The sequence below is a fragment of the Streptomyces sp. NPDC096136 genome (assembly GCF_044763325.1).
GTDB lineage: Bacteria > Actinomycetota > Actinomycetes > Streptomycetales > Streptomycetaceae > Streptomyces.
In genome coordinates this window covers 95,410-112,767 of sequence record NZ_JBIWFZ010000007.1, presented here as the reverse complement: position 1 = coordinate 112,767, position 17,358 = coordinate 95,410, and the positions used below count along the sequence as shown (strand labels likewise).

Below are 17,358 nucleotides of genomic sequence, written 5' to 3'. Positions count from 1 at the left end.
GCACGAAGGCACGAAGGCAGGCGGGACCGCAGTGACGACGATGTCCATCGAAGGCAGGATCGCCGAGGAGCTCGGCGTACGGGAACGGCAGGTCAAGGCCGCCGTCGAGCTGCTCGACGGCGGCTCCACCGTGCCGTTCATCGCGCGCTACCGCAAGGAAGCGACCGAGATGCTCGACGACGCGCAGCTGCGCACCCTGGAGGAGCGGCTGCGCTACCTGCGCGAGCTGGAGGACCGCCGGGCGGCGATCCTCGACTCCGTATGGGAGCAGGGCAAGCTGGACGCCGAGCTGGAGGCCCGGATCCACGCGGCCGACACCAAGGCCCGGCTGGAGGACATCTACCTCCCGTTCAAGCCCAAGCGGCGCACCAAGGCCCAGATCGCCCGCGAGGCCGGCCTGGAGCCGCTCGCCGAGGGCCTGCTCGCCGATCCCTCCGTCGAACCGGCCGCCGCCGCGGCCGCGTTCGTCGACGCCGGCAAGGGGGTGGCCGACCCGGCGGCCGCCCTGGAGGGTGCCCGCGCCATCCTCACCGAGACGTTCGCCGAGGACGCCGACCTCATCGGCGACCTCCGCGAGCGCATGTGGGGCCGCGGCCGCCTCGCCGCGAAGGTCCGCGAGGGCAAGGAGGAGGCGGGCGCCAAGTTCTCCGACTACTTCGACTTCGCCGAGCCCTTCACGGCCCTGCCCTCCCACCGCGTCCTGGCCATGCTGCGGGGCGAGAAGGAGGAGGTGCTCAGCCTGGACCTGGAGCCCGAGGAGCCCGCGGAGGTCCCCGGCCCCTCCACGTACGAGGGCATGATCGCCCGCCGCTTCGGCATCGCCGACCGCGCCCGCCCCGGTGACAAGTGGCTCGCCGACACCGTCCGCTGGGCCTGGCGCACGAAGATCCAGGTGCACCTCGGCATCGACCTGCGGACCCGACTGCGCGCCGCCGCCGAGGACGAGGCCGTACGGGTCTTCGCGGCCAACCTCCGCGACCTGCTGCTCGCCGCCCCCGCCGGCACCCGCGCCACCCTCGGGCTCGACCCCGGCTTCCGCACGGGCGTGAAGGTCGCCGTCGTCGACGCCACCGGCAAGGTCGTCGCCACGGACGTGATCCACCCGCACGTTCCCGCCAACAAGTGGGACCAGTCCCTCGCCACCCTCGCCCGCCTGGCGAAGGAGCACGGCGTCGAGCTGGTCGCCATCGGCAACGGCACGGCCTCCCGCGAGACGGACAAGCTCGCCGGCGACCTCATCGCCCGCCACCCCGAGCTCGGGCTGACCAAGGTGATGGTCTCCGAGGCCGGCGCCTCCGTGTACTCGGCCTCCGCCTTCGCCTCGCAGGAACTGCCCGGCATGGACGTGTCGCTGCGCGGCGCGGTCTCCATCGCCCGCCGCCTCCAGGACCCGCTGGCCGAGCTCGTCAAGATCGACCCGAAGTCCATCGGCGTCGGCCAGTACCAGCACGACCTCTCCGAGGTGAAGCTCTCCCGCTCCCTCGACGCGGTCGTCGAGGACTGCGTCAACGGCGTCGGCGTGGACGTCAACACCGCCTCCGCGCCGCTGCTCTCGCGGGTCTCGGGCATCAGCGGCACCCTCGCCGAGAACATCGTGGCCCACCGCGACGCCAACGGCCCCTTCCGCAGCCGCAAGGGCCTCAAGGACGTCGCCCGCCTCGGCCCGAAGGCGTACGAGCAGTGCGCGGGCTTCCTGCGCATCCGCGGCGGCGACGACCCGCTCGACGGCTCCGCCGTGCACCCCGAGGCCTACCCGGTGGTGCGGGCCATGGGCAAGAAGGCGGGCGGCGAGGTGGCGGCGCTGATCGGCAACACCTCCGTCCTGCGCTCCCTGCGCCCCGACGAGTTCGTCACCGAGGCCTTCGGCCTGCCCACCGTCACCGACATCCTGCGCGAGCTGGAGAAGCCCGGCCGCGACCCGCGCCCCGCCTTCAAGACGGCCAGCTTCAAGGAGGGCGTGGAGAAGATCGGCGACCTGGCCCCCGGGATGGTCCTGGAGGGCGTCGTCACCAACGTGGCCGCCTTCGGCGCCTTCATCGACATCGGCGTCCACCAGGACGGCCTGGCGCACGTGTCCGCCCTGTCGAACACCTTCGTCAAGGACCCCCGGGACGTGGTGAAGCCGGGAGACATCGTCAAGGTCAAGGTCATGGACGTGGACATCCCGCGCAAGCGGATCTCGCTCACCCTGCGGCTGGACGACGAGGCCGGGGCGGAGCGCGGGGCCGGTGCGCCGCGCCAGCGCGACGAGCGCCGGGGCGGCGGCCGTCCCCCGCAGCAGCGCGGCCAGGGCGAGGGCCGCGGTCAGGGCCAGGGCGAGGGCCGCGGTCAGGGCCAGCGCGGTGGCGGCCAGCGCCAGGGCGGCGGGGGTCAGCGCCCCGGCGCCCCGGCCCCCGCCAACAGCGCCATGGCCGACGCCCTGCGCCGGGCCGGCCTCACCGGGGGCCAGGAGGACCGCCGCAAGCGGTAGGGGGACGGGGGACGGGGGACGGGGGACGCCCCCCGGGCCGCCGCGACCGGCAGGGTCGGCAGCTCTGGCCGGATAAGGCCCCCGGAAAGGGGCCGTCCTTGCCAACTCCCTTATGTGATCGATAGGCATGGTGGAACGCCCGTTCGTCTCGCGCGGACGGGCGTTCCGCGTTTCCCCCTCCGGGACCGCACTCCCGAGGCCGCCTCAAGGCACAGGACGTTATGCCGATGCCCACCCACGCCTACCGACGCTGCCCGAGAAAGGGTCCGAAGAGGGAACACATGCCCTACCGGAATCTCAGCCTGCGCAGACGCTGCGAGATGATTCTCGGTCACATGGATCTGACGCACCCGTTCTCCCTGGACGCCCTGTGCGCCCGCATAGCCGACCGGCGCGGCCGTCCGATCCGGCTCCACCCCCTGCCCCGCGAGGCCGCCGAGTCGGGCGTCTGCGGACTGTGGGTGGGCACCGAGACCGTGGACTACGTCTTCTACGAGGCCCACACCACCCCGCTGCACCGCGAGCACATCGTGCTCCACGAGCTGGGCCACATCCTCTTCGGCCACCACTCCCTGGAGGGCGAGGAGAACGGCGGCCACGCCCCCGTGGTCCTCGGGCGCACCAACTACACCACCCGCCAGGAGCAGGAGGCGGAGATGCTCGCGAGCATGATCCGCATCCGCACCTCGGGGGCCGCCCGCCCCCGGCCCGTCCCCGGCCCCCGGGGAGCCCTCGCCCGGCTGGAGTCCGCCATGGGGTACGAGCGGGGCCACCGCGATGGCAGCTGAACTCGCCGCGCTCGGCGACCGGCTGGCGGTCCCCAGCGTTGTCTGCCTGTGGCTCGCGGTGCTGCTGCGGGCCCCCGGCGCGCTGCGCTCGCCGCAGCAGCGCGGGCTCTGGCTCGCCGTCGCCACCGCGGCCGCCGCGATGACCCTGAACCTGCCCGACGTCGTCGCCTACGCCCTGCGCCGCGAGGCCTCGTACGCGCACGCCATCGGCCTCGTCCGCAACCTCACCGGCGTCCTGTCGGCGGGCGCCGTGCTCTACTTCGTGGCCGCCGCCACCCGCGGGCGCAGCCTCCAACGCGCCTCCTGGGCCGGAACCCTGGTCTGGCTCACCACCCTCGTCGCCCTGGACGCCGCCGCGCCCGCGCACGGCACGCACACCATCCCGGCCTCCGGGGCGCCCGTGCCCTCCCTGCCGTACTGGCTCGTGCTGGTCTGCGCCCACCTGATCGCCAACACGATCTGCGTGTACGTGTGCTGGCGCTACGGCCGCCGCACCGAGAGCCGGGGACTGGCCGCCGGGCTGCGGCTGTTCGGCCTGGGCACCGGCCTGGCCTGGCTGTTCTGGTTCGCCTACCTCCTCAAGGCCCTGTTCGCGAGCACCTGGGCGGCGCCCGCCCTGCCGCTGCTGATGAACCTGCACGGGCTGCTGCGCGCCGCCGCCATCCTCGTGCCCACCCTGTTCACCCTCCGCCTCACCCTCGCCGACACCGCCACCGCCTGGCGGCTCTGGCCGCTGTGGCGGGACCTGGTCCAGGCCGTACCGCACGTGGTCCTCTCCCAGCCCCGCGCGGGACGGGTGCTGGAGCTGCTCTGGCCGCCCATGCCGCGCAACCTGCTCGTCTACCGCAAGGTCATCGAGACCCGCGACGCGATCCTGATCCTGGGGGAGTACGTGGCCCCGGGCGTCCCCGAGCTCGCCCGCGGCCACGTCGCCGGCAGCCGCATCCCCGAGCAGCGGCACACGGCCGCCGCGCTGGCCTGCGTCCTGAAGGAAGCCCGCCGGGCCAAGCTCGCCGGACTGCCCGGGCAGCCGGCGCAGGCCCCCGCCCTGGAGCTGCCGGCCGCGATGCAGACCTCCGCGGAGGGCGGCGGCCTGGACGACGAGGCCCGCTTCCTGGTGGACGTGGCCCAGGCCTACGCCTCGCCCGAGACCTCCGCCTTCGCCCCCGGCGCCGCCTGAACCGCCGGCGCCGTCCGCACCACCGAGGAAGTGAACCGCTTGACCACCACCGTTCTGATCACCGGGGCCAGCGCCGGGCTGGGCGCCGCCTTCGCCCGGGGCTTCGCCGCGAAGGGCTGCGCCCTGGTCCTGGTCGCCCGGGACGAGTCCCGCCTGGAGGCCCTGGCCGGGGAGCTCGGCCGGGACTTCGGGACCGTCTGCGAGGTGCTGCCCGCCGACCTCCTCGACCCGGCCGGCTGCGGGTCCGTCGCCGACCGGCTCGCCGACACCGCGCGGCCCGTGGACGTCCTGGTCAACAACGCCGGCTTCGGCCTGCCCGCCCCCTACCCGTACAGCCCCGTCGAGGACGAGGAGCGGATGCTCGACCTCCTGGTGAAGGTCCCGCTCCGCCTCACCCACGCCCTGCTGCCGGGCCTGCGGGAGCGCCGCCGGGGCGCGGTGCTCAACGTCTCCTCGGTCGCCGGTCTGCTGCCGACCGGGACGTACGGGGCGGCGAAGGCCTGGGTCACCGCCTTCAGCGAGTCGCTCCGGGTCGACATGGCGCCGTACGGGGTCCGCGTCCTGGCGGTGGTGCCCGGCTTCACCCGAACGGAGTTCCAGGAACGCGCCGGGATGGACGTCAGCGCCCTGCGCGACGCCGTCTGGCTGGAGCCGGAGGCGGTGGTGGCCAAGGCCCTGCGCGACCTCGCGCTGCGCCGGCCGCTCAGCATCACCGGCCGCGGGTACCGGGCGTACGCCCTGGCGGCCCGCCACCTCCCGCGCACCTTCGTGGCCTCCCGGATGGCCCGCGAGCGCAGGGCCCCGGCCGGCCCGCAGGACTGAGCCGACCCGTTTGCGGGGCCGCCGCGCGGGCAGGAGCCGGGCGAGGGGGAACCAGCGCAGGAGGTTGCGTCATGGACGAGCAAGGCGGCGCCGGAGGCGTCCCGCTCCACGGCGACGAGGACCCGCAGCAGCGGCGCAGGCCGCACGCGGCACGGCCCGCACCCCGGGAATCCCGCTCCGGGCCGGAGCTCGGCCCCGTCCGGCGCGAGGACACCGACGAGGCCAGCCGCCTCGACCGCCCGGGGACCCCGGACCCGGATGATCCCCGAGGAGACCGCCGCTCGGCCAGGCACCCGGACAGGCGCCAGGGCGGATAGGCGCCGGGGCGGACAGGAAGGGAGCGCACCCGCGGTTCCGAGCCATCCTGTGGCGCGGATTCGCCACTGCGCGCCGCAATTTACTTGCGCTCTACATGATTCACGCGATGCTCCTCCCCTGACGTCCACGAGCGGACGCGGGGTGAACTTCCGGGGCGGCCCGCAGCAGGGTCCGGCCCGACCGTGAACAATGCGGGGGCACAAGGGTGTTGGTCGGAGAACGTTTGCGGACCCTGCGCCTGGAGCGCGGCTGGTCGCTCGCGCGGCTGTCGGAACGGGTCCACTACAGCAAGGGCTACCTCAGCCGCGTCGAGAACGGGTCCCGCATGCCGTCGCCCGAGCTGGCCCGGCTGTGCGACCACACGATGGGCACGGACGGCGAGCTGGCCCGGCTGCTGGCAGAGGCCGGCCCGCCGGAACCGGCCGGGCGGCCGGCGGACGCCGACGGCACGGAAGGCGCCGGTGCGCCCGCCCCGCCCGCACGTCCCGTGCCGGCACAGCTCCCCGCCGCCGGCCGGATGTGGGGGCGGCACGGGGAACTGGCCCGCTGCGAGGCCTTCCTGGCCCGCCAGCGCGGGCCCGCCGTCATCGCGCTGGACGGGATCGGCGGCATCGGCAAGACCACCTTCGCCGTCTCCCTCGCCCGCAGCCTGAGCCGCTCCTACCCCGACGGAGCGCTCTTCGCGGACCTCCGGGCCCACGGCCGGGCCGGCCTCCCCGCGGCAGCCGGCGACATCGCCGCCGGGCTGCTGCGCACCCTCGGTCCCCTGACCGCGCAGGCTCCCGCGGACCCCGCCGAGCGCACGGCACTGCTGCGCAGCGCCCTGGCCGAGCGCCGGGTCGTCGTGCTGCTCGACGACGCCGACTCGGTGGCGCAGGTGGCCCCGCTGCTGCCGGCCGCCGGCAGCAGCCTGTTCCTGGTGACCAGCCGCATCCGGCTGACCGCGCTGAGCGTGCGGCACGGTGCGCTGCGCCTGAGCCTGGACCCGCTGGCCACCGAGGAGGCCGTCCTCCTGCTGCGCCGGGAGCTCGGCCGGCGCGCGGTCCCCGCCGCCGAGGACGGGCGGGGCGCGGCGGACGCGGCCGCCGCGTCCGACGGCGCGGACGAGGTGCTCGCGGTCATCGCCCGGCGGTGCGCCCACCTTCCGCTGGCCCTGCAGATCGCCGCCGAGCGCATGGCCGAGCAGGGGCCGGCCGCCGCCCCGGCGCTGGCCGCCGAACTCGGCCGGGCCGGCACCCGTCTGGACGCACTGGCGCTGCCCGGGGAGGCCGGTGCGGCCGTGCGCCCGGTGTTCGCCCTCTCCTACCGCAGGCTCCCGGCCGATCAGGCCCGGGCCTTCAGGCTGCTCGCGCTCCACCCGGGCGCCGTCGCGGGGGTCGGCGCCGCCGCCGCACTGCTGGGGGAAGGTACCGGGACGGCCTCTCGGCTGCTCGGCGAGCTGCACGCCGCCCACCTCCTGGCCGAGGTCGAGCCGGGCCGCTACCGCATGCACGACCTGCTCCGCGAGTACGCGGGGGAACGCGTCGAGGCGGAGGAGACCTCGCAGGCGCGCGCCGACGCCGTCCGGCGGACGTTCGCCTGGTACCTGCACACCGCCGAGGCCGCCGGCGACCAGCTGCTGGGCGACGGCCGCCACCGCCCGCCGGTCGATCCGCCGCCCGAGCGGTGCGAGCCGCTGCGCTTCTGCTCGACCGCCGACGCGCTGGAATGGTGCGAGACGGAACACGTGAACCTGCTGGCCTGCGCCGGGGCCGCGCGGACTGCGGGCAGCGCCGTGGCCTGGCAGCTCCCCTACTCCCTCTGGCCCTTCCTCTTCCTGCGCCACCACCACCTCGACCAGCTGAACGCCGGCCTCGTCGCCCGCCGGGCCGCCGACGCCGACACCGGGCCGCTCGCCGGCGCCTGCGCCGAAGCGGTACTGGCCAGCGCGCGCGCCGGGCTGCGCGAGCACCGGGCGGCCGACGTCCACTACCGGCGCGCCCTCGAACTGTTCGCCGCCGCCGGGGACCGCGTCGGCGAGGGCGCCGTGCTGCTCGCGTACGCCATGTCCTGCGTACGGCAGGGCCGCGTGGCGGAGGCGGCCGGACACGTGGACCGGGCCCTGGAACTGTTCACGGCGACGGGCAGCACCTGGGGCGCGGCGAGTGCGCTGGTCGGGATCGGCGAGGCGCATCTCGTCCAGGGGCGCCCGGAAGCGGCGCTCGCCCCGCTCTCCCTGGCCCTCGAACTGCACCGGGCACACGGGTCCCTGTGGATGCAGGCGTCGACCTGGACCCTCATCGGGACCGCGCACCGGGAACGGGGCGACCACGCCCCCGCCGAGGACGGCTACCGCCGGGCGCTGGAACTCCACGGCCGCACGGGCATGCGCGCGGGCACCGCCCACGCCCTGCACCAGCTCGGCAGCTGCCTCGACGCGCAGGGCAGGGTCCCGCAGGCGCGCCGGGCCTGGCTGAGGGCCTGGGCGCTCTACGACCACCTGGGCGATCCGCGCGCCCGGGACCTCCTGGTCCGCCTCGCCGCGCTGGCGCCCTGCCGGACGGCCCCGCCGGACGGCGAAGGGCACCCGCCGTCCGGCGGCGCCGTTCCGCTCAGGGAGTGAACTCGATGGTTCCCGCCCTGCGGCCGCGCGCCAGCTGGAGGCCGAACGCCAGGTGCGCGGCGGCCAGCCAGCCCAGCCCCACCAGGGCGCCGGCCGCCGCGTGCCCGGCCACCGCCGCCGCGCCGTCCCCGCGCACCAGTGCGCGCAGCGCCGCGAGCGTGTGGGTCAGCGGCACGGCCTCGGCGACCACGCCCACCCAGGCCGGCCAGTAGGCGACCGGTACCTGCACGCCGCAGACCGCCATCATCAGCAGGTAGCCGACATTGGAGACGACGTTGCGCAGACCGCTCGCGTTCAGCACCAGCGCGGCCAGGAACAGCCCGAAGCAGTAGGAGCCGAGCGCGGTCAGCACCACCAGCCCGACGGCGGGCAGGACCTGGCCGGGCTCCCAGTCCAGGCCGAACAGCGGCCCCAGCGCGAACAGCGCCACCAAGGAGGTGCCCGTCCCGCTCACCGGCCACTGCAGGCTCCGCCCCACGAACACGGAGGTGATCCGCGCCGGGGAGGCGGCGAGCAGGCCGAGCGTGCCGGCGGCCCGCTCCCAGCCGGACGAGGCCACCACCGACAGTGACTCGATCACACAGGTCATCAGGGCGTTGCCCAGGACCAGGTACTCGGCGCCGGACGGTCCGCCCACGGCCTTCCCGAGGAGGGTGAAGAAGGTCACCTGGGCGAGCATCCGGCCGAGCCAGCCGAAGATCCAGGTCTTCCAGGTGTAGACGGCCCTCAGGTCGGCCCAGGCGTTGGCCGCGCCGTACCCGACGATCCGCAGCTGTTGGAGGAACATGGCGGACCTCACGTCCGGTTGAGGGTGCCCAGCCGGCGCACCGTGGTCAGGACCCGGCCCAGCAGCACCAGTCCCAGGGCGGCTCCCGCCGCGCCGAGGGCGTTGATCGCCGCGAGCCGCAGCAGCGGGGAGCCGACGGGCGGCGCGCCGAGGGAGTCGCGCAGCAGGTCGGCGGACCAGGACAGGAACACCAGCCGGGACGCGGGCCGCAGCCACTCCGGCAGCTCGGCCACCGGGACCAGCACCCCGCCCAGCAGGTAGAACGGGTAGCTCAGGGTGTTCTGCACGATCCGGGCCGACGGCATCAGCACGAACAGCGACGAGAGGACGGAGGCCGTTCCGGCCGTGGCGAGACCGGTGGCCAGCACACAGGCCGCCGTCGTCAGGGGGTGCGGGAACCCCATCCACCGGCCGAAGACCAGCCCGGCGGTCAGCCAGGACTCCGCGAAGGCGAACAGGCCCACGGCGGTGACCGCGCACAGCCGGCCCATCACCACCACCCCGAGGCGGGCGGGTGCGGCCACCAGCCCCTCCAGGGTGCCCAGGGCCCGTTCCTCGCTGATCAGCTCGCCCGCCGTGTACAGCGCCAGCAGCCACAGCGACATCAGGGTCGGGGCGACGACCGCGTAGCCCGAGAGGTCTCCGCGCCCCGAACTCTCGCTGACGGCCAGCAGCACCACCGTCAGCAGCGGGGCCGTCAGGCAGACCTGCACGGTGTGCGGGGAGCGGCGGGCCATCCGCAGCTGGAACCACACGGCGGTGGCGAACAGCCTCACGGGTGCACCGCCATCCCCCGGTCCCCGACCAGGTGCAGGTAGACCTCCTCCAGGCCCGGCCGCCCGGTGGTCACGGAGGTCACCCCGGCGTCGACCAGCAGCCGCAGCACCGCTCGCGTGGCGTCGGTGTCCCGGGTCCCGATCCGCAGCCTGCCGCCGTCCGCCGGCTCGACCGACACCACGCCGGGCAGCCGCCCGAGCGCCTCGGCGGCGCCAGAGGGCACCGGGCCCGCCTCCACGCGCTCGTGGCGCGAGATCAGCGCGCCGATCTCGGAGGGCGCCTTCGTGGCGACGATCCGGCCCCGGTCCACGAGCGAGACCCGGTCGCAGACCGCCTCCGCCTCGGCCATGTCGTGCGTGGTGAGCAGCACGGTCCGCCCGTCCTCCCGCAACTCGCCGACCAGCGCGCGGAAGTCGTGGGCGGCGACCGGGTCCATGCCGACGGTGGGTTCGTCGAGGACGAGCAGCCGCGGATCGGCGACCAGTCCGCGGGCCAGGTGCAGGCGCTGCTTCATGCCCCGCGAGAGGGTGTCGACCCGGTCGCCGGCCCGGTCCGCGAGTCCGAGCCGCTCCAGCAGGGCGTCGGTGCGCCCGCGCAGGGCGGAGCCGTGCAGCCCGTACAGCGCCGCCCAGAAGCGGATGTTCTCCCGGACGGTGAGCCGGCCGTAGAGGCCGCGGTCGCCGCCGAAGACGATGCCGATGGACTGCTTGACCCGGGCCGTGTCCCGGACGACGTCCAGGCCCATCACCTCGGCGGTGCCGGAGGTGGGCAGCAGGATCGTCGACAGGATCCGGCACAGGGTGGTCTTCCCCGCGCCGTTGGGCCCCAGCAGGCCGTACACCTCGCCGCGCTCGACCGTCAGGTCCACCCCGTCCAGGGCGCTCACCTCGTTCCCCGCCTTCGGGGCCCGGTACCGGCGGGTCAGGGCCCGGGCGACCACCGCCGTCACGAGCCTTCTCCGGCGCGGTCGCCGGGCCCCGGGCCGTCGAGCTCGCGCAGGGCCGCGTCGTACCGCTCCTGCCCGACCAGCTCCCCCGTGACCAGCAGGTAGTCCCCGACCGGCGTGAGCAGCAGGGCCTCGTCCCCGCCGAAGCGGTGCACCCTGGCCCGCTCCCAGCCGGAGCGGGCCGCGAGCTGCTCCGCGGTGCGCCGCAGGGGCATGCCGTAGAGCGGCACCCCGGCCGCCAGGGCCGCCCCGGCGCCGCCCGCGGGGGGAGCGGAGGCGGGAACGGCGGCCCGGCGGGCGCGCTCCGCGTCGGCCTCCGCGGCGAGGGCGGGGCCGGCCAGCGGCGCGAGGGAGCCCAGCGGGACCCTGTCCCCGGCGTACGCGAGCAGCTCCGCCAGCTCCGGGGCCAGATGGTACGAGGCCGCCGCCGCGACCAGCTCCGTCGTCGAGGGGACCGCCGAGCGGCCCAGCTGGTGGAGGTCGATGGCGTCACGGGCGTGGAACGGACGCTGGAAGCGCTCCTCGGCCAGCGCCAGCAGGTTGGAGGCCAGCGCGTCGGCGGGCATGGCCGCCCGGATCGGGACCGCCCCCTGGTCGCCGACCAGCGCGGCGGTGGCGACCTCCACCCGCAGCTCCGGATCGAGCAGCGGGTCCTCGGCCGGCCCGCTCAGGGTCACCACCACGTGCCGCTGCGGAGAGCCCAGCACGGTCACGCCCACGTGCCGGGGCCCGTCCGCCACGAGGAGCCGCACCACCCGCCACAGGTCGGGCTCACCGACGGTGACCAGGTCGAGGTCGCCCTGCGGGCGGAGCAGGTCCTCCGGGTAGGCACGGGCCAGCAAGGGGCCCTTGAGGGGCCGGACGGGCACCTCGGCGGCCACCCGGTCGAGCACCGCCCCGTAGTGGGCGGCCCGCCGCCGTGCGCGGTCCAGCTCGCCGCGTGCCGCCCCGCTCATCGGGACGCCTTCGCGGGCCAGGGCGGAGAGGACCAGGTACGGCAGGGTGTAGTGCTGCCTGCGGGCGGCGAAGAGCAGGTGGCCGGGGCCGAAGTCCTCCGGAACGTCGAGCACGTCGTAGAGCAGGGCCAGGTCCATGTCAGGCGGCGTCCTTCGTGAAGCGGGAGGGGGAATCGGCGGCGGAGCCGGTCGGGCGGCGCCAGAAGACGTGGTCGGCCTCCCAGCCCCGGCCGACGAGCGAGGCGACGACCCGGGCGCCGTGGTCGGCGCCGCCGGCCCGGGGCGACGGGTGGACGACGTGCCCCAGCAGGGGCAGTTCCAGTCGCCGGGCGTGGGCGAGCGCGGCCGCCGTCAGGGCGGCCGCGGCCTCCCGGCGGGGCCCGTCCGGCAGGTCGATCAGCATGTCGACGAGCTCCACGGCCCGCCGGCCGGTGACCTCGTCCTCGGCCCGGCACAGCAAGGTGGCGTGCCCGACCGCCCGGCCGTCCAGGCGGGCCACGTACGAGTGGCGGCCGGGGGCCGCCAGGCACGCGCGGGCCAGCTGCCCGGCGACCTCGGGATCGGCCGCGGCACCGAGGTCGGCGCTGCCCCGCACCATCGCCCGCACCAGCCAGTCGGCGACGGCCTCCTCCTCGGCCGGCCCGGCGGTGGCGACCTGCGGCCCGGGGCCGCCGTCCGGGCCGGCCGCCGGGACGCCGGCGTCGTCCGCCGGGTGGTACAGGTAGCTCAGCTCACGCCGCCAGGCACCGTCGAACAGGACCGACGCCGGAGCGCGCACGACGACCGAGACCGCCTGCGGATCCTCGCCGAGGGCCTGTTCGACGAGGCCGGCCCGCCACACCGGGTCGGCCAGCAGCTCGTCGTCGCCGTACTCGACCAGGAACCGCCGCTCGTCCAGCAGGGGGTCGTGGTGGATTCCCGCCACGTACCGCAGGCCCCGCACGCGGTGCAGCAGGCCCGCCGCGGCCGCCTCGGCGAGGTAGCGGCCGGACGCGGCCGCCGCCCGGGCGCTCACGACGCCTCCGGGCGGACCACCGCGACCAGGCCGGCGCTCAGCTCGGCGGCCGCCCGGCGCACGTCCTCGGCGGAGACGGCGGCGATATCCTCCAGTTCCCGGTCCACGTCCCAGGGGACGGGGCGGGTCAGGGCGCGCATCGCCAGCAGCCGGGCGTGCTCCATCGGCGTCTCGGTGTCCAGGACCAGGCTCATCCGCAGGTGCCGGCGCGCGGCGTCGAGGTCGGCGGGGTTCGGCCCGTCGGCCGCCAGCCGGGCCAGTTCGCGGGTGACGATCCCCACCGCCCGGGGGCCGTTGCCGGCGTCCACGCCGATCAGCACCCGCCAGGCCCCGGATTCGGTGTAGCCCCGGTCCCAGGCCTGGAAGGAGTACGCCAGACCGGCCGCGACCCGCAGCTCCCGGTACAGCACCGAGGAGGCGTTGCCGCCCATCAGGTTGGCGAGCACCGCGTACCGGTGGCGGTCGGGTTCGGCCAGCCCGGCGGAGCGCCCGCCGACGGCCACCCAGCCGAACCCCGCGGGCCAGGCCGGTGCGCAGGCCCGGACCGGCCCCGGCGGCGTCGCGGGCGCGGCGGCCCGGGACGCGGCCCCGGGGCGGCCGTCGGCGAGCCCGGCGAACGGGGCCGGCAGCCGCGGGCCCACCACGGCCACCGCGAGCGGGGCGGTCAGGAACTGCTCGCGGTGGCCGCGCGCCACCGCGTCGAGGTCGAGCGCGCGCACCTCCCGCGTGGTCCCGCCGACGGGGCGGCCCAGCGGGTGCCCGGGGAAGAGGGTGGCGAGGAAGGCGTCCTGGACCACGTCGGCCGGATCGGCCTCGGCGGCGGCGAGCTCCTGGAGCACGGCCGACCGCTCCGTCTCCAGGGTGGCCTCGTCCAGTGCGGGGCTGAGGACCCCGCGCAGCAGCAGCTCGGCGGCCCCGTCCGCGTCGTCGGCGTCCACCTGTGCGTAGAACAGCATGTGTTCGAGGCCGGTCTCGGCGTTGGCGCTGCCGCCCCGGCTCTCGATGTGCTGGACGAGCGGGGTGCCGCCGGTCACCGGCGCCGACATCAGCAGGTGCTCCAGCATGTGGGCCAGACCGCCGCGGCCCGCCGGATCGTGGCGGGCACCGTACGCCACGCCGACGCAGATGCTGGTGGTCCGCAGCCGTTCGTCGACGGCGTGGACCAGGGGGATCCGATCGAGGGGGATCATCGGGGGCTTCCTTGGGGTGAGAGGGGGGAGCTGGAAGAGTGGGCGGGGCGTGCGGCCGCGTCGAGTTCCTCCGTGCACAGCGCGGCGATCCGCTCGGCGAGCGCGGCGGGCGGCGCACCGCCCGTCCGCGGCCCGGGCCCCGGGACGGCCGTCGCGGCGCGGGCGCGGAACAGGGCGTCCGCGAACCGTCCGGCGGCGAGCAGCCCGTGGGCGTCGGCCAGGGCGCGCTGATCGGCGCCGGCCGGCCCGCCGACGCTCCCGAGCGCCGCCCGGACCTCCTTCTCGTCCGGCTCGCCCAGCTGCCACGCCTCCCGCAGCACGTCCCACAGCTGCGACCGGCCGGCCGAACGGAGGTCGTCCGGAACCCACTTGGCCTTGTGGAAGCGCGTCGGCGCGGTGGTGAGCACCACGCGGGCCAGCTCGTAGGAGGCGCTCCGGAGCACGTCCCAGCCGGGGCCGTCCGCCGCCCCGCGCCCCGGCTCCACCCGGCGCCGCACCGCGGACAGCGCCTCCGTGAGCAGGCCGGCCGGCACGCGCTGCGCGGCGGCACGCGCCGCGAGGCGCGGCGCGTGCCCCTCGGGGTCCAGCAGGACCAGGCCGCCGAGCCGCGCGGCGGATCCCAGCCGCCGGGAGGCCGCGTCGAACGAGCCGGCGGCCTCCGCGCCGCTCCCGAGCGTCAGGTCTTCCGCCGCCTCCAGCGAGAGGCACTCCACGGACACCTCCACCCCGTCCACCGCGGTGCGCCGGGACGCCCCCGGCCCTCCCGCGGCGCCGGGCCCCGTGCGGTGGAGGACCAGGAGGTTCAGGTCGGACTCCGGGCAGGCGCGGTTGCGGCCCACCGAACCCGTCGCCAGCACCGCGACGGCGCCGGACTCCCGGCCCAGCTCCCCGGCCAGCCGCCAGGCGAGGTCCACCCGGCGGACGCTCTCGGCGCTCCCGGGGAACCCGTCCACCTCGCAGAGCCGGGCGGCGGCCAGCGCGGCGGCCGCCTCCCCGGCGCCGAGCCCGTCGGTGAGGGTGGCCACCGCCCGGCGCCGCCCGGCGCGTTCGAGGAACGGGCGGGCCAGGACGGCGTCCGGGTCCAGCCCGGACGCCCGGAGCGCCTGCCCGGCGGCGGTCCCGTCGGGCCGCAGCCCGAACCAGGTGCGTGCGTCCTGGAGGGCCTCGATCGCCCCGTTGCTGAGGTGGACCCCGTTGTTGGTGCGGCGCACCGGCTCGCCGGCCGGACCGCTCAGCGGGAAGAGGCCCGCCAGGGCGTCCCCGCGCAGGCTGCCGGGCAGTGCCCTGGCCGGGTCGGTGACCCCGCAGAACTCGCGGCGCATCCGCGCCCAGGGCAGCGCAAGCGCACCCGCGGGGGACACCAGGACGGCGACCGCCCGGTGTCCGGTGTCCTCCAACTGCCCCAGGACACCAGGCATGTGGGGGTTGATCACGAGTACGGGCGGTTCCGCCGGCCGCGCCGGATCCGCGTACACGTTGACGAAGAGGCAGTCGCCGATCTCGTTCGGGCCGTCCACCGCCCCGCTGTCGAGCCCGCGCAGTTCGGCGGAGGCCGTGCTCCACGCCTCCAGCCGCTCCACCGTCAGCCGGCCGCCCGCGAGCAGGCCGTAGGCGCACTCCACGGGCAGGTCCTGCGGCCGGGCGCCGAACCGGGCGCGGAACTCGGGCCGGTCGTACACCCGCAGGAAGGCGATCCGCTCCTCGGCGGTCAGCGTCCCGCGCCGGGCCAGTTCGGCGTGCGGCAGGTAGTGGTCGCCGGCCAGGCCGCGGCCGACGATCTCCTCGTCCTCCAGGACGCGCGCCCGCTCCGCGCGGTAGCCGCAGTCGGCCAGCCGCCGCGCCAGCTCGCGCAGGGTCGCGGTGCCCACGGCCATCCCGGGCTTGAACAGGACCACCCCGGCCGCGTCGACCGGGCCGCAGGACGCATCGGGATGCCGCCACAGGCCGGTGCGCAGCACGGACTCCAGACCGGGGGAGGCGCAGGCGTCGGCGTCGGGCACCCGTCGCAGCTCGCGGCGGATCACCGAGGCGGCCCACCACGAGGCGTCGCACGCGAGTCCGTCGGGCACGGTCAGCGCGCGGTCGCGCCCCGGCCCGCCGGTGCGCACCTCGGTGAGCCCGTCACCGGCCGCGGCCACCGTCAGGCCGTCCGCCGCGCCCACCAGCCCCGCCGCCAGCCGGCCGATGTCCAGCTTCCCCGTAATCGTGACGGTGCTCATGCGCCGGCCAGCTCTTCCTGGGTGCGCACGACGGCGTGCGCCGCGTGCTCCAGGGTCTCCTCGACGGCCTCGTCGTCGTGGACGGCGGAGACGAACCAGTTGTGCATGGGGTGCACGAACGACCCCCGGGCGGCCATGTGGACGCTGAAGCGGCGCATCCACGCGAACTCCTCGTCGCCGTCCACGGTGAGGGTGGGCATCGTGGCCGGACCGGTCACCCGCAGCGGGACGCCGTGCAGGGTGCCGAGCGCGGCCAGGCCCGCCACCAGCTTCCCGCCCGCGGCGTGCATCCGCTCGATGCCGCCGTCGTCCTTCAGCAGCCGCAGGTTGGCGATCGCGCCGGCCATCGCCGATCCCGAGTTCCAGTACGTCCCGGCCACGAAGACGGTGGAGGCGGCCTCGCGCAGCGCCTCGGTGCCGGTCACGGCGGCGATCGGCCAGCCGTTCGCCAGCGCCTTGGAGAACGCCACCAGATCCGGCCGGTAGCCGAACCAGGCGTGCGAGCCGCGCATGTCGAGGTGGAACCCGGCACGCACGTCGTCCGAGACGAGCAGGGCGCCCGCGCGGTCGCAGTGCGCGCGCAGGGCCTTCAGCCACGCCGGGTCCGGCAGCGCGGCGGCCCCGGGCACCGGGTGCTGGAAGGGGGTGATGACGACGGCGGCCAGCTCGGCACCGCGCTCGGCGAACAGCCGGTCCAGGGCCTCGACGTCGTTCCAGGGGACGGTCACCACGTCGTGGGAGTCGGAGGGCCGGCGGCCCTCGCCCGGATTGCACCACGCGCACCAGCCGTGCGAGCCGTGGTAGGCGCCCTCCACACAGGCCACCAGGCTGCGCCCGGTGTGCGCCCGCGCGGTGAGCAGGGCGATCCAGGTGGCGTCCGAGCCGCTCTTGCCCCAGGCCGCCCAGGCGGCCCCGTCCACCGTGTCCACGAGCAGCTCGGCCAGTTCCACGGAGCGGGCCGTGGCCTGGCTGAGGCACTCGCCCAGCCGGGACTGCCCGAGTACGGCCGCGTCGACCTCGGCGCGGGCGTACCCGTTGACCATGGTGCCGTAGCCGCAGACGTAGTCGACGTACCAGTTGCCGTCCACGTCCCTCAGCCGGGGGCCCTCCCCGCGTTCGGCGAACCAGGCGTACTCGGCGGGGTCGTAGACGGCGGGGAACTTGTTGTGCCCCCACACGCCGCCGGGGATCACCCGCTCGGCCCGTGCCAGCAGCTTCCGCGAGGCGGCGTACCGCCCCTGTGCGCTCTCGTGCGCGGTGTCTTTCATCAGCTCTCCTCGGCCTCGGC

14 protein-coding genes are annotated in these 17,358 nt (G+C 76.1%); 6 read left to right on the top strand and 8 right to left on the bottom strand.

What is annotated here, in order from left to right:
• Positions 1-40: 40 nt before the first annotated feature.
• From ACIRBY_RS17150 to ACIRBY_RS17125, 6 genes are all read left to right on the top strand, one after another.
• Entirely contained in the window at positions 41-2,470 is a 2,430-nt protein-coding gene (locus ACIRBY_RS17150; protein WP_403901631.1) for a Tex family protein, read from the top strand.
• A 335-nt stretch (positions 2,471-2,805) separates the two neighbouring features.
• The gene (locus ACIRBY_RS17145) at positions 2,806-3,258 is read left to right on the top strand and encodes a hypothetical protein (protein ID WP_403901299.1); all 453 of its coding nucleotides are present in this window, start codon (positions 2,806-2,808) and stop codon (positions 3,256-3,258) included.
• Positions 3,248-4,438 (top strand): MAB_1171c family putative transporter, encoded by a 1,191-nt coding sequence (locus tag ACIRBY_RS17140; RefSeq protein ID WP_403901297.1) that lies wholly within the window; start codon positions 3,248-3,250, stop codon positions 4,436-4,438. Before ACIRBY_RS17145 ends, ACIRBY_RS17140 begins: the two co-directional genes overlap by 11 nt.
• Positions 4,439-4,477: 39 nt before the next feature.
• Positions 4,478-5,260 (top strand): SDR family NAD(P)-dependent oxidoreductase, encoded by a 783-nt coding sequence (locus tag ACIRBY_RS17135; protein ID WP_403901295.1) that lies wholly within the window; start codon positions 4,478-4,480, stop codon positions 5,258-5,260.
• Between the two features lie 71 nt (positions 5,261-5,331).
• Positions 5,332-5,577 (top strand): hypothetical protein, encoded by a 246-nt coding sequence (locus tag ACIRBY_RS17130; RefSeq protein WP_403901293.1) that lies wholly within the window; start codon positions 5,332-5,334, stop codon positions 5,575-5,577.
• A gap of 224 nt (positions 5,578-5,801) precedes the next feature.
• Positions 5,802-8,180 carry a tetratricopeptide repeat protein gene (locus tag ACIRBY_RS17125; RefSeq protein WP_403901291.1) on the top strand — a complete coding sequence of 793 codons (2,379 nt, stop codon included), beginning with the start codon at positions 5,802-5,804 and terminating at the stop codon, positions 8,178-8,180.
• Here ACIRBY_RS17125 and ACIRBY_RS17120 read toward each other — a convergent pair.
• Genes ACIRBY_RS17120 through ACIRBY_RS17085 form a run of 8 tightly spaced genes read right to left on the bottom strand, consistent with a single transcriptional unit; the run spans position 8,170 to position 17,338 of the window.
• The gene (locus ACIRBY_RS17120) at positions 8,170-8,979 is read right to left on the bottom strand and encodes an ABC transporter permease (RefSeq protein WP_403901289.1); all 810 of its coding nucleotides are present in this window, start codon (positions 8,977-8,979) and stop codon (positions 8,170-8,172) included. The genes ACIRBY_RS17125 and ACIRBY_RS17120 overlap by 11 nt on opposite strands.
• Positions 8,976-9,743 carry an ABC transporter permease gene (locus ACIRBY_RS17115; RefSeq protein ID WP_403901287.1) on the bottom strand — a complete coding sequence of 256 codons (768 nt, stop codon included), beginning with the start codon at positions 9,741-9,743 and terminating at the stop codon, positions 8,976-8,978. The genes ACIRBY_RS17120 and ACIRBY_RS17115 overlap by 4 nt, the downstream gene beginning before the upstream one ends.
• The gene (locus ACIRBY_RS17110; protein ID WP_403901285.1) at positions 9,740-10,693 is read right to left on the bottom strand and encodes an ABC transporter ATP-binding protein; all 954 of its coding nucleotides are present in this window, start codon (positions 10,691-10,693) and stop codon (positions 9,740-9,742) included. Before ACIRBY_RS17110 ends, ACIRBY_RS17115 begins: the two co-directional genes overlap by 4 nt.
• Positions 10,690-11,784, bottom strand: a complete 1,095-nt coding sequence (locus ACIRBY_RS17105; RefSeq protein WP_403901284.1) for a nucleotidyltransferase family protein — start codon at positions 11,782-11,784, stop codon at positions 10,690-10,692. The genes ACIRBY_RS17110 and ACIRBY_RS17105 overlap by 4 nt, the downstream gene beginning before the upstream one ends.
• Position 11,785: 1 nt before the next feature.
• The gene (locus ACIRBY_RS17100; RefSeq protein ID WP_403901282.1) at positions 11,786-12,661 is read right to left on the bottom strand and encodes a hypothetical protein; all 876 of its coding nucleotides are present in this window, start codon (positions 12,659-12,661) and stop codon (positions 11,786-11,788) included.
• Entirely contained in the window at positions 12,658-13,851 is a 1,194-nt protein-coding gene (locus ACIRBY_RS17095; RefSeq protein WP_403901281.1) for a M16 family metallopeptidase, read from the bottom strand. Before ACIRBY_RS17095 ends, ACIRBY_RS17100 begins: the two co-directional genes overlap by 4 nt.
• The gene (locus ACIRBY_RS17090; RefSeq protein ID WP_403901279.1) at positions 13,848-16,070 is read right to left on the bottom strand and encodes a hypothetical protein; all 2,223 of its coding nucleotides are present in this window, start codon (positions 16,068-16,070) and stop codon (positions 13,848-13,850) included. Before ACIRBY_RS17090 ends, ACIRBY_RS17095 begins: the two co-directional genes overlap by 4 nt.
• Positions 16,067-17,338 carry an aminotransferase class III-fold pyridoxal phosphate-dependent enzyme gene (locus tag ACIRBY_RS17085; RefSeq protein WP_403901277.1) on the bottom strand — a complete coding sequence of 424 codons (1,272 nt, stop codon included), beginning with the start codon at positions 17,336-17,338 and terminating at the stop codon, positions 16,067-16,069. The genes ACIRBY_RS17090 and ACIRBY_RS17085 overlap by 4 nt, the downstream gene beginning before the upstream one ends.
• Positions 17,339-17,358 lie beyond the last annotated feature (20 nt).